The 12286-nt window shown below is 70.2% G+C and carries 9 protein-coding genes and 1 riboswitch; of the genes, 2 read left to right on the top strand and 7 right to left on the bottom strand.

Features of this window, described 5'->3' with window-relative positions; all coding sequences use genetic code 11:
* Nucleotides 1–163: 163 nt before the first annotated feature.
* Both AC0T5L_RS02550 and AC0T5L_RS02545 read right to left on the bottom strand, forming a co-directional pair.
* Nucleotides 164–1849 (bottom strand): solute symporter family protein, encoded by a 1686-nt coding sequence (locus AC0T5L_RS02550; protein WP_476163700.1) that lies wholly within the window; start codon nt 1847–1849, stop codon nt 164–166.
* Nucleotides 1846–2247, bottom strand: coding sequence for a DUF485 domain-containing protein (locus tag AC0T5L_RS02545; protein ID WP_476163699.1), 402 nt, complete (start codon nt 2245–2247; stop codon nt 1846–1848). Before AC0T5L_RS02545 ends, AC0T5L_RS02550 begins: the two co-directional genes overlap by 4 nt.
* A 359-nt stretch (nt 2248–2606) precedes the next feature.
* A riboswitch (guanidine-III (ykkC-III) riboswitch) is annotated at nt 2607–2665 on the top strand.
* A 29-nt stretch (nt 2666–2694) separates the two neighbouring features.
* Between AC0T5L_RS02545 and AC0T5L_RS02540 the strand changes: the two genes are divergently transcribed.
* Entirely contained in the window at nt 2695–3009 is a 315-nt protein-coding gene (locus tag AC0T5L_RS02540; RefSeq protein ID WP_476163698.1) for a DMT family transporter, read from the top strand.
* Between the two features lie 60 nt (nt 3010–3069).
* Here AC0T5L_RS02540 and AC0T5L_RS02535 read toward each other — a convergent pair whose 3' ends face one another.
* From AC0T5L_RS02535 to AC0T5L_RS02515, 5 genes are all read right to left on the bottom strand, one after another.
* Nucleotides 3070–4563: an Nramp family divalent metal transporter gene (locus AC0T5L_RS02535; RefSeq protein WP_476163697.1), complete on the bottom strand. Its 1494-nt coding sequence runs from the start codon at nt 4561–4563 to the stop codon at nt 3070–3072.
* A 172-nt stretch (nt 4564–4735) separates the two neighbouring features.
* A complete protein-coding gene (locus AC0T5L_RS02530) occupies nt 4736–6889 on the bottom strand; it encodes an acetate--CoA ligase family protein (protein ID WP_476163696.1) in 2154 nt (717 codons plus the stop codon).
* A 4-nt stretch (nt 6890–6893) separates the two neighbouring features.
* Complete coding sequence (gene frc / locus AC0T5L_RS02525) at nt 6894–8123, bottom strand: formyl-CoA transferase (RefSeq protein WP_476163695.1); 1230 nt, start codon at nt 8121–8123, stop codon at nt 6894–6896.
* A gap of 15 nt (nt 8124–8138) precedes the next feature.
* A complete protein-coding gene (locus tag AC0T5L_RS02520; RefSeq protein WP_476163694.1) occupies nt 8139–9842 on the bottom strand; it encodes a thiamine pyrophosphate-binding protein in 1704 nt (567 codons plus the stop codon).
* A gap of 77 nt (nt 9843–9919) precedes the next feature.
* Nucleotides 9920–11305, bottom strand: coding sequence for an MFS transporter (locus AC0T5L_RS02515; protein ID WP_476163693.1), 1386 nt, complete (start codon nt 11303–11305; stop codon nt 9920–9922).
* A gap of 150 nt (nt 11306–11455) precedes the next feature.
* On the opposite strand from AC0T5L_RS02515, the gene AC0T5L_RS02510 reads away from it, so the two are divergent.
* On the top strand, nt 11456–12286 hold an 831-nt coding region (locus AC0T5L_RS02510; RefSeq protein WP_476163692.1), incomplete at its 3' end, for an ATP-grasp domain-containing protein.

Genomic DNA, 12286 nt, shown 5'->3' with positions numbered 1-12286 from the left:
AGTGTCCGCCTTCCGGTGCGGGCGCAACGGGCGGACAAGAAGCCGGGCCCGTCACCGGGAGGGGTGACGGGCCCGGGAAGGGGCTCGGGGCGGTGGCTGCTTCGGGAACAGGGTGGGTTTCCCGAGCGGAGCGAGCCACCGATGGCCGCCCCGAGCACACGGATCAGTGCTTGGCCGCCTTCTCGGCACCGGCGCCGGTCAGTGCGCGGACCTGGAGCATCGCGAACTTGTCGAAGTCGCGCTCCTTGGACATCAGGGTGCCGATGACCGCGCACAGGAGGCTGATCGGCACCGACACCAGGGCCGGGTTGGGCAGCGGGAACCAGGCGAAGTCCGCGTTCGGGATGAGCGCGGTCTCGGACCCGGAGACCACCGGCGAGAAGAACACCAGGCCCACGGCGCTGATCAGGCCGCCGTAGATACCCCAGAGCGCGCCGGAGGTGTTGAACCGCTTCCAGAACAGGCTGAGCAGCAGGGTCGGCAGGTTGGCCGAGGCCGCGATCGCGAACGCCAGCGCGACCAGGAAGGCCACGTTGAGGTCCTGCGCGAACACGGCCAGGATGACCGCGACCGTACCGACGCCCAGGGCGGCGATCCGGGCGACCTTGACCTCTTCGCTGCCCGTGGCCTTGCCCTTGCGCAGGACCGAGTTGTAGAAGTCGTGCGCGATGGAGGACGAGGAGGCGATGACCAGACCCGCCACGGTGGACAGGATGGCCGCGAAGGCCGCGGAGGAGATGACCGCCAGCAGGACCGCGCCGGCCATGCCGCCGCCGATGGACTCACCGACCGCCTGGGCCAGCTGTGGCGCCGCCGTGTTGCCCGCCGCGTTCTGGGCGCTGATGGCCTCGTGGCCGACAATGGCCGCCGCGCCGAAGCCCAGCACCAGGGTCATCAGGTAGAAGACGCCGATGAGGCCGATGCCCCAGTTGACCGACTTACGGGCACTCTGGGAGTCGGGGACGGTGTAGAAGCGGATGAGGATGTGCGGCAGGCCGGCCGTGCCCAGCACCAGGGCCAGGCCCAGGCTGATCAGGTCCAGCTTGTTCCACATGGTCTGGAGCGGATCGCCCGCGACCTCCACGCCGTAGCGCAGGCCGGGCTCCAGGAAGCCCTCCTGGCCGCTGGCACTGGCCGCGTCGGTCATCAGGGCGCCGAGGTTGAACCCGTACAGGGACAGGGTCAGCACGGTGAGCAGGGCGGCACCGGCCATGAGGATGACGGCCTTGATGATCTGCACCCAGGTGGTGCCCTTCATGCCGCCGAAGGTCACGTAGATCGTCATCAGCAGGCCGACGACCACGATGCCGACGATCTTGGCGGTGGCGGCGTCCATGCCGAGGAAGGTCTCGCCGGGCTGGATGCCCAGCAGCAGGGCGATGAGCGCGCCCGCGCCGACCATCTGCGCCAGCAGGTAGAAGATCGACACCACGATCGTGGAGACCGAGGCGGCGGTCCGGACCGGGCGCTGCTGCATCCGGTAGGACAGCACGTCGCCCATCGTGTAGCGGCCGGAGTTGCGCAGCAGCTCGGCGACGAGCAGGAGGGCGACCAGCCAGGCGACGAGGAACCCGATGGAGTAGAGGAAGCCGTCGTAGCCGAACAGGGCGATCATGCCGGCGATGCCCAGGAAGGACGCGGCCGACATGTAGTCGCTGCCGATGGCCAGGCCGTTCTGCAACGGGGAGAAGCCGCGCCCGCCCGAGTGGAAGTCGGTCGCGGAGCGGGTGTTGCGGTTGGCCCAGACGGTGACACCGAGCGTGGCCGCGATCATGAGGACGAAGAGGACGATGGTGACGATACGGCTGCTTTCGCTGACCGCCTCGGACGCTTCCTGCGCGAGAATCATCGGCCGCCCTCCTTGTCCGCCGCGCCGTTGTGGAGCTCGTCGCGCAGCTCGACCGCCTGCGCGTCGAGCCTGCGGCGGGCGTAGTTCGTGTACAGGACGGCGATCCCGAAGGTGGAGAGGAACTGTAGGACACCGAAGACCAGCGCGACGTTGACGCTGCCGAAGAGCTCGACGCCCATGATGTCGCGTCCGAACGCGGACATGAGCACGTAGAGCAGGTACCACGCCATGAAGGCGATGCTCATCGGGAAGACGAAGGTGTAGAGGCGCTTCTTGAGCTCGATGAAGCGCGGGTCGCCGTGCATCGCGACGTAGGCCTCGGTCGCGATGGGTTCGTCACCGCCTCCGTCGCCGCCGGGAGGCGGTGACGGATCCTTCGTTGGCCTGTCTGTGGACATGGTGGGAAAACCTCCGGGGGGATCGGCGGACAGCCGGTGAAACGATGTTTCGCCTATGTGACGTGCGTTACCAGGCACTGTAAGGAGGGGCACTCCAGAGCAGGGAGGGGCTGCGTGCCTGTGCGCGCCGAACGCGGGGGAGCAGCGTCGAACGGTCGCTCAGCGCGCGGCGAGCGGTCGTTTCGTACGATGAGCGGCCGCCGAGCGGTTCCCGCGCTGGTGGGCGGGGCCGCTCCCGGCGCGGGGAGCCGTACCGCCGGAGCCGGTGGGGAAGGCCTCCGGCACACACGGAAGGTACCCCCGGCGCGGGGCGTTGTACCTTGCGCACACACCGTCCGCGTGACGCTGTCGCGGGAGGCGGTGGTCCGTGGGGCCCGGACGAGGTGCGCCGTACCCGGTGACGACAAGACGGCGCGTTTTCATACGCACGTCATGGAGGTACGGGTCGTGGCCTGGATTGTTCTGGTGATCTCGGGGTTCCTGGAGACCGCGTGGGCGACCGCGCTCAGCGCCTCCCAGGGGTTCACCCGCCTGTGGCCGTCGGTGACCTTCGGGGTCACCCTGGCGCTGAGTATGGCCGGTCTGGCCTACGCGTTGCGCACCATCCCGGTCGGGACCGGTTACGCGATCTGGGTATCGATCGGCGCGGTCGGCACCGCCCTGGTGGGCATGTTCTTCCTGGGCGAGGGCTTCAGCGTGCCCAAGGCGCTGTGCCTGCTGCTCATCATCGCCGGTGTCGTCGGGCTCAAGCTCCTTCACTGAGCCCGTGGCCAGGGCGGACCCGGCGGAGAGGGCCCGCCGGGTCCGCCCTGGCCACGTCCGTCAGGTGAACATCGGCTGGAGGAACTGTAGGTAGAGGATGTATCCGCTGACCAGGGTCAGTCCCGCCACGCCGGTCCACGCCCACGCGAACATGATCCTCGGGGGCAGGAACGGCTTGTCCTCGGCGGTGAAGTTGTCCTTGATCGCCTTGATGTTCAGCCAGTAGATGATGGGGGAGAACAGCAGGGCGAGGAACGAGGCGATCTGCACCACGAGGATCGGCTCCGGCAGGCCGAAGACGATCGCGGTGCCCGCCACTACCCACAGGACCTGGAACCCCCGGTAGATGAGCTTGCGGATCCTCGGGGTGTCCCAGACCCGGCGCAGCCGGACGCAGCACTCCTCGAAGACGCGCGCCTGGCCGTCGAAGTAGGTGAAGACCGTCGACCACAGTGCCGCCACGCCACCGGAGATGATGATCGGGAAGATCCACGCGCCGAACGTCTCGGTGTAGATGTGGGCGATCGTCGCGCCCATCTCGCTCGACTCGGGGACCAGGCCGATCGGGTTGAGGACGACGGCGCCGACGATGAGGAAAGCCATCCCCGTGATCAGAGCGACCACGTAGGAGATGTTCATGTCGCGCTTGAACAGCTTCAGGTGGTTGCGCAGGTAGTTCGGGGCCAGGTCGACCGTGTAGCCCTCGCGCTGGAGCTCGCGGACGCGGACCATGCCGCTCTTCTTGTCCACGGCCCAGTTGGACTGCATGGGCGCGACCTCGACGGTGGTCGGGAAGTAGCCCCACATGGCGCCGAAGAGCAGGAGCGCGCCGACCGGGGGCAGGGTGGGCACCAGCCGGGCCATGTACTCACCGGGCGGTGGGCTCTGGAGGAAGAAGGCCAGCATCACGCATACGGCGAACACGATGATGGCCAGCTTCACGGCGAGTTCCAGCGCCTTGTACTTGCCCGCCCACAGGACGGCGACGCTGGACAGCAGGACCAGGACCGCCCACGCCTGCAACGGCAGGAAGGGGAAGGCGGCCCACAGCATGGCCGCGCACCCCAGGGCGCGCCCCGCGATCCCGAAGGTGTTGGCGAGGGACTGGAAGCCCAGGTACCACAGCGGCCAGTTGCCGCGTCCGCGGCCGGTCCGCTCGTAGGCCTCCATGATGCTCTCGCCGCGCACCAGGGTGTAGCGGTGCGCGAACTCGAAGGCGCAGTACTTGAGCAGGTAGGCGAAGGGGATGACCCACAGGAGCGCGTAGCCGTACTCCGCGCCGGCCGTGGGCCCGTGCATGATGTGGCTGGCCCCGATGCCGGTCATCGCCGCGGCGATACCGGGGCCCATGGCGCGCCAGGTGTCGCGCACGCCCGTTCCCGGGGCTTCGAGGCGGATGGTCTTGGCGGAGCCGGTGGCTGGAGGGGTGGCTGGGGGAGGGGTGTCCGATCCGCCGGTCAGGTCCGGTTCGGTGGAGCGTTGAGCGGGGATGTCGAGGGGCTCGTAGGCGGTGGGACGGGGTTCCTCGGCCGCGGGGTCGGGGGTCGGGGCCATGGGTTGGACTCCCTTGTTCTTCGTCGCATGTGTGTTTCACTGCCCCCATCAGCCCCCAGGGACGCGGGCCTCCTCTCTTTCGGTGCCGGGGCGGCTCCCGGCACGGGTGTCGGACGTCCCGGTGCGCGGCGGCGGCATCGCGCGCACCAGGACGTAGAGGATACGGGGCCGGTCAGAGGATTCCGGCGGAGCGGGCCCAGCGGTACTTGGCGCCCAGGACCTTCACCGGCATCTCGGTGGTGTAGGGGTAGGCGACGATCCCGTGGTCGAAGAGCTTCTGGCTGGCGGCCTCGACCTCGGTGTCGCCCGAGAGCGAGGCGACGACGGGCTTGTCGATCCCGGCGGTCCGGGCCTTGCTCACCACGTCGATCACCACGTCGGCGAAGACCAGCGGCGGGGTGACGATCGTGTGCCAGTAGCCCAGGACCAGGGAGTGCACCCGGGGGTCCTCCAGGCCCAGCCGGATGGTCTTCTCGTAGGTGGAGGGCGGCTCGCCACCAGTGATGTCCACCGGGTTCCCGGCGGCGCCGAAGGGCGGGATGAAGGCGCGGAAGGCCTCGTCGAGGTCCGGCGGGATCCCGTACAGCGACATGCCGTTGTCCACCACCGCGTCCGACAGCAGCACGCCCGAGCCGCCCGCGCCGGTGATGATGACGACGTTCTCACCGGTCGGTGCGGGCATGACCGGCAGGGCGCGGCCGTACTCCAGCAGCTCGGTCAGTCCGGGCGCGCGGACCACGCCCGCCTGGCGCAGGATGTCGTCGTAGACCTTGTCGTCGCCCGCGAGCGCGCCGGTGTGCGATCCGGCCGCACGTGCCCCGGCGGAGGTCCGCCCGGCCTTGAGCACCACCACGGGTTTCTTGGGCACGACCTCACGGGCGGCGGCGACGAACGCGCGGCCGTCCTTGAGGTCCTCCAGGTGCATCGCGACCGCGTTGGTGTTCTCGTCCTGCCCGAAGAAGGTGAGCAGGTCGTCCTCGTCGATGTCGGCCTTGTTGCCCACCCCCACGATCGCGGACACGCCCGTGCGGGTACTGCGGCTGTAACCCAGGATCGCCATGCCGATCCCGCCCGACTGGGACGTGAGCGCGGTCCCGCCCGCCACGTCGTAGGGCGTGCAGAAGGTCGCCGACAGCTTCTGCGGCGTGTAGTAGTAGCCGTAGATGTTGGGTCCGAGCAGGCGGACGCCGTGCCTTCGGGCCACGGCGAGCACCTCGTCCTGCAACTCCTGCTCGCCGGTCTCGGCGAAGCCGGAGGGGATGAGGATCGCGCCCGCCACGCCCTTGCGCCCGGCTTCCTCCAGCGCGCCAGCCACGAACTTGGCGGGAATGGCGAAGACCGCGACGTCCACGTCGCCGGGCACGTCGGCGATCGACGCGTGGGAGGCGCGCCCGTAGACCTCGTCGGCCTTGGGGTTGACCGGGTGGACCTCACCCCCGTACCCGCCGTCCACGATGTTCTTGATGACGGAGTTGCCGATCTTGCCCGCCTCGTTGGAGGCGCCCACGATCGCGATGGAGCGCGGCTTGAAGATGCGCTCCATGGAGGCCAGGATCTCCTCCTTGGAGAACTTGCGGGGTCCCTCTGCGGGCTCGAAGTCCAGGACGAAGCGCAGGTCGGCGGCGATCGCCCCGGAGGCGGAGGCGAACACGGGGTTCAGGTCCGCCTCGGCGATCTCGGGGAAGTCCGAGACCAGCTCGGACAGGCTGACGAGGAGGTCGGCCAGGGCGTCCCTGTCCACGGCCTCGCCTCCGCGCACCCCGGACAGCACCTCGGCCGCCTTGATGTCGCTGATCTGGGCGAACGCGTCCTCGCGGGTGACCGGCGCGAGCCGGAAGGCGACGTCCTCGAGGACCTCCACCAGGATCCCGCCGAGACCGAACACCACCACCTTGCCGAACGTGGGATCGGTCGTGGCACCGACGAGCACCTCCACCCCGCCGCCGACCATCTGCTGGATCTGGACGCCGTCGATCCGGGCGCCGGGGTCGTGGGCACGGGCGTTGGCGGTGATGCGCTCGAAGGCTTCGGCGACCTTGTCCGCGCTGTCCAGCCCGATCTCGACGCCTCCGGCGTCGGTCTTGTGCAGGATGTCGGGGGAGACGATCTTGGCGGCCACGGGCAGGCCCAACTCGCCCGCGAGGGCGGCGGCCTCCTCGGCGGTGCGGGTCAGCGCCTCACCGGGGACGGGAATGCCGTAGGCCTCGGCGAGGACACGGCCCTCGGGGGCGGTGAGCGCGGTCCGGCCCTCGGACCGGGCCCGGTCGAGTACCTCGCGGACCGAGGCCCGGTCGCGGTCGGAACGTTCGGGGGTGTAGACGGCCATGCCTTCAGATCACTCCGTTCGATGCGAGTTCGGCCAGTTCCTCGGGGGACAGGCCCAGCTCGGAGCCGTAGACATCGGTGTTGTGCTCACCGAGCAGGGGGGAGCGGACGACGTCCACCGCCGAGTCCGACAGGCGGATGGGGGAGGCCACGGTGTGGTAGGTGCCGCGCTCGGGGTGCTCGACCGAGGTGACGACCCCGTTCTCGCGCAGGGTGGAGTCCTCGATGATCTCCCGGGTGGACATGATCGGCCCGCAGGGGATGTTGTGCTCGTTCAGCGCGGCCAGGACGTCCCACTTGGGCAGTTCCCGGGACCACTCCTCGATCAGGGAGAACGCCTTGTCGAGCTTGTCCAGCCGTGCTTCGGGGGTCGCCCACCCGGGGTCGTCGACCAGCTCGGGGCGGCCGATCAGCCGGGCGATGGGGGCCCAGCCGGTGGGCTGGATGATGACGTAGACGTAGTCGTTCGGGCCGCCGGGGGCCGTGCGCACGGCCCAGCCGGGCTGACCGCCGCCGGAGGCGTTGCCCGAGCGGGGGACCTCGTCGCCGAAGTCCTCGTTCGGGTACTCCGAGAGGGGTCCGTGCGTCAACCGCTGCTGGTCTCGCAGCTTGACGCGGCACAGGTTGAGCACCGAGTCCTGCATGGCGACCTGGACGCGCTGGCCGTGGCCGGTGCTGACGCGCTGGTACAGGGCGGCGAGGATGCCGGCCACCGTGTGTATCCCGGTGCCCGAGTCGCCGATCTGCGCGCCCGTGGCCACCGGGGGACCGTCCTCGAACCCGGTGGTGCTCATCGACCCGCCCATGGCCTGGGCGATCACCTCGTAGGCCTTGAAGTCGGCGTAGGCGCCCGGGCCGAAGCCCTTGATCGAGGCGTAGACGAGGCGGGGGTTGACCTCGGACAGCACCTCCCAGGTGAACCCCATCCGGTCCAGCGCCCCGGGTGCGAAGTTCTCCACCAGCACGTCGCTGCGGCGCACCAGGTCCAGGAAGATCCGCTTGCCCTCGGTGCTCTTGGTGTTCAGGGTGACGCTGCGCTTGTTGGAGTTGAGCATCGTGAAGTACAGGCTGTCCACGTCCGGCCTGTCCCGGAGCTGGCGCCGGGTGACGTCCCCCGAGGGCGCCTCCAGCTTGACGACGTCAGCGCCCATCCAAGCGAGGATCTGGGTCGCGGACGGTCCCGACTGGACGTGGGTCATGTCCAGGACGCGGATTCCGTCGAGTGCCTTGCCCATGGCTCTCCTTCCGGGCTACTTGTACATCGTCTGGTTCATGGTCCCCGGGGCGTACACCTCGGGGTCGATCCAGACGTTGATCAGCGAGGGCTTGCCGGACTCGCGGGCGCGGCGCAGGGCCGGGGCGATCCCGTCCGGCTCCCGGACCTCCTCCCCGTAGCCGCCGAGCATCTTGGCGAACTCCGAGTAGCGCACGTCCCCCAGGGTGTTGCCGATCTCCCCGCGGTCGGCGCCGTACTTGGCGATCTGGCCGTAGCGGATCTGGTTCATCGAGGAGTTGTTGCCGATGATCCCGATGAAGGGCAGGTCGAAGCGGACCAGAGTCTCGAAGTCCCAGCCGGTCAGGCTGAACGCGCCGTCACCGAACAGGGCGACGACCTCCTTGTCGGGCAGGGCGTGCTTGGCGGCCATCACGAACGGGACGCCGACGCCGAGGGTGCCGAGCGGTCCGGGGTCCATCCAGTGGCCCGGCGACCTGGGCTGGACCACCTGGCCGGAGAAGGTGACGATGTCGCCGCCGTCGCCGACGTAGATGGAGTCCTCGGTAAGGAACTGGTTGATCTCGCTGACCAGGCGGTAGGGGTGGATGGGCGTGGAGTCGGAGGTGAGCAGGTGGGCGCGCTTGTCGAGCGCCGCCTGCTCCTGGGTGCGCAGCTCCTCCAGCCAGCCCTTGCGGCCCTGTGCTCCGGTGTCGCCGTAGCCCGACACGGCCTGGAGGGCCGAGGACAGGATCACGTCGGCGTCGCCGACGATCCCGAGGTCGATGTCCCGGTTCTTGCCGACGGTGGCGTAGGACAGGTCGATCTGCACCACCGTGGCCGTTGGTGAGAGGCGTTTGCCGTAGCCCATCCGGAAGTCGAAGGGGGTGCCGACGATGATGATCAGGTCGGAGTTGGTGAAGGCGTAGCGCCGGGAGAGCTGGAAGTGGTGCGGGTCGCCCGGCGGCAGGGTGCCCCGGCCCGCGCCGTTCATGTAGGCGGGGATGTTGAGGGCGCGGACCAGGTCGGTGGCCGACTCGGTGGCCCGGGTCGTCCACACCTGGTTGCCGAGCAGGATGCTGGGCCGCTCCGAGCGCACGATCAGCTCGGCCAGCCGCTCGATGTCGGCGGGGTCGCCGGCCTGGCGGGTGCTGGCGCGGTAGCGGCCCGGGGCCGGGACGCGCGCCTTCTCCACCGGTACCGAGGCGTCCAGTACGTCGCGCGGGATCTCCAGGAAGGACGGGCCGGGCGCGCCGCTGTTGGCCTCGCGGAAGGCCATCGAGACCAGGTCGGCCACCCGCTCTGTGTGCGGCACGGTGGCCGCGAACTTGGAGATCGGGTTGATCATGTCGACGTGCGGCAGGTCCTGGAGGGAGCCCATCTTGTGCTGGCTGAGGGCGCCCTGCCCTCCGATGACCAGCATCGGGCTCTCCGCACGGTAGGCGTTGGCGATGCCGGTGACCGAGTCCGTGGTCCCGGGGCCCGCGGTCACCACCGCGCATCCGGGTTTGCCGGTGAGCCGGGCGTAGCCGTCCGCTGCGTGCGCGGCGACCTGCTCGTGGCGGACGTCGATCACGTCGATGCCCTCGTCCGCGCAGCCGTCGTAGATGTCGATGATGTGTCCGCCGCAGAGCGTGAAGACGGTGTCGACCCCTTCGGCCTTGAGCGCCTTGGCCACCAGGTGGCCGCCGGAGATCGTGGTCGCGTCGCTGCTGGGTTCGGTGCTTGCCTTGTCGGCCATCGGTGCGACGACCCCTTTCGTGCGGGTTCCGGGATACGGTGCTGTCTTTGTTGGTGGGATACTGTATACCGTGTACGTCACATTGGAGCACGGCGTGGTGCCGCTGTCCAGACCCTGGCCTGCTGGGGAACGGTCCGGACCGGTAGGGGGCGGCGCAGCCGGGCCGTGATGACGGCCGCCACCGCGGGCAGGGCGCCGGCCGCGGCCAGGAACGCCGCATGGGTTCCGGTGGGAGCCAGGGACAGGACCGCGACGGCCCCGCCCACCCCCAGCAGCCCGCCGACCGCCTTGGACCCGTGGACGAGGCTCTGGAGCCCGGGAGCGCGCTCCGACCCGAAGTGCCCTTCGGTGATCGCCAGGGTGAGCGGATAGCAGGATCCGGTGCCCGCGCCGACCACGAGTGCCAGGAGGACGAGCAGCTGGATCGGGCCCGCGGGGACCGCGGCGGCCAGCGCGACCTGCGCGAGGGCGGTCGCGGCCATCAGCAGGGTGAGGGTCCTCCGCCTCCCCGTCCGCTCCGCGGCGGCGCTCGCGGCGAGTCTGCCCAGTCCGCTGGCCAGGGCGAGGGCCGTGACCGTGGCGGCGACGTCCGAGGGGTCGCGGCCGAGGCCCAGCAGGACCGCGGGAAGGGCGGAGAGCATGAACAGGCCGCTCGTGCCGGACAGTGCCACCACCGCGTGCAAGGCGGGTAGCGAGCGCCCGCTCGCCCACGCCTGGCCCGCACTGTAGTTCCCCGCCGCGGGAGGGTCGGCGCGCCTGCGCAGCGCGGTTGTCCGCGGGTCGTTTTCCGGCGGCCACCACCGGTCCGGGGCGCCGCGCTGGCCGGCGCCGCCCGCCAGGCCCAGAGCGACCACGGCCAGGGCGAGGGCGGTGGAGGCCGACGGCAGCGCGGCGGGGGAGGGCCCCAGCGCGATGGCGGGCAGCAGGGGCACGGCGCCCAGGGCGAAGGCACCGCCCACGCCCCCGAGGCGTAAGGTGTGCCGGTCCGGGAACCACCCGCTGACCAGATCCGTGCAGGAGTGGTAGACCAGCCCGGCCCCCGCGCCGCCGAGGAGGCCGTAGCCCAGCACGGCGGCGACCGGGTCCGCGGAGTGGCCGAGCGAGAACAGGGCGGCACCGCACAGCAGGGCCCCCGCGCAGACCGCCGGGCCCGGCCCCAGCAGCCCCCTGGCCCTGAGCCACTGCGGTGCGGGTGCGAGGGAGCCCTGGACCAGGGCCCAGACGAGGAACGGTGCGAGGGCCTGGGCGGGGGACCAGCCGTGCGCCTCGATCAGGGCGGGTACCGCGGCCCCGTAGCCGAACTGGAGCACGCCGACCGCCGCGACGGCGACGAGGGCGCGGACGAGGAGGGCGGACCGGGGCAGCCCGGTCAGTTCCCGGGCGGTGGGCCCGACGGTGTACCGCCTGCCCCGCCAGTCGCGGACGTCCGTGGAGGCGCGGTGTCGTGGTGGCTCCTGGGGCATGGCGATACCTCCTTGTATGCAGTATGCAAAGGACGTCGCGCCTTGTGAAGAGAAGTGGGGGCACGAGTGTCATCGAGGATGGGTATTGCATACTGCATACAGTATGGCGTATTACTGAAAGGGGGCTGAGAAGCAGGCTGAGGAGGAGCGGTGGATCTCTACGAGTACGAGGCCAAACAGATCTTCGGTGAGCACGGCGTCCCCCTCGCCGAGGGCGAGATCGCGGACACCCCGGAGCAGGTTCGGCTGGCCGCGGGCCGGGTCGGACGGAAAGTCGTCGTCAAGGCGCAGGTCAAGACCGGTGGTCGTGGCAAGGCCGGTGGTGTGAAGGTCGCCGATGGTCCTGAGGACGCCCAGGCCAAGGCCGAGCAGATCCTCGGTATGGACATCAAGGGCCACACGGTGCACCGTGTCCTGGTCGAGGAGGCCTCCGAGATCGCGGAGGAGTACTACTTCTCCTTCCTTCTGGACCGTGCGAACCGCACCTTCCTGTCGATCTGCTCCGCCGAGGGCGGTGTGGAGATCGAGGAGGTCGCCGCCACCAGCCCCGACGCGGTCGTGCGCGTCCCCGTCGGGCCCCGGGGAGTGGACCGTGAGGCGGCGCTGGAGATCTGCCGCGCCGCCCGCCTTCCGGAGGGGATCCGGGACCGCGCGGCGACGGTCGTCACGGGCCTGTGGCGGGTCGCCGTCGGCGAGGACGCCACCCTGGTCGAGGTCAACCCGCTGGTGCGTACCCGGGACGACCGCGTGGTCGCCCTGGACGGCAAGGTCACCCTGGACGACAACGCGGCCTTCCGGCACCCCGAGCGCATCCCCTTCGCCAACGGCGCGGGCGCCGACGAGCGTGAGCTGCGTGCCAGGGAGAAGGGCCTGAACTACGTCAGGCTCGACGGCGAGGTCGGCGTCATCGGCAACGGTGCGGGCCTGGTCATGTCCACCCTGGACGTGGTCGCCTACGCCGGCGAGAGCCGTGGCGGCGCC

The sequence above is a fragment of the Nocardiopsis sp. TRM 82005 genome, from assembly GCF_056312425.1.
This window is presented reverse-complemented; position numbering and strand designations above follow the sequence as displayed.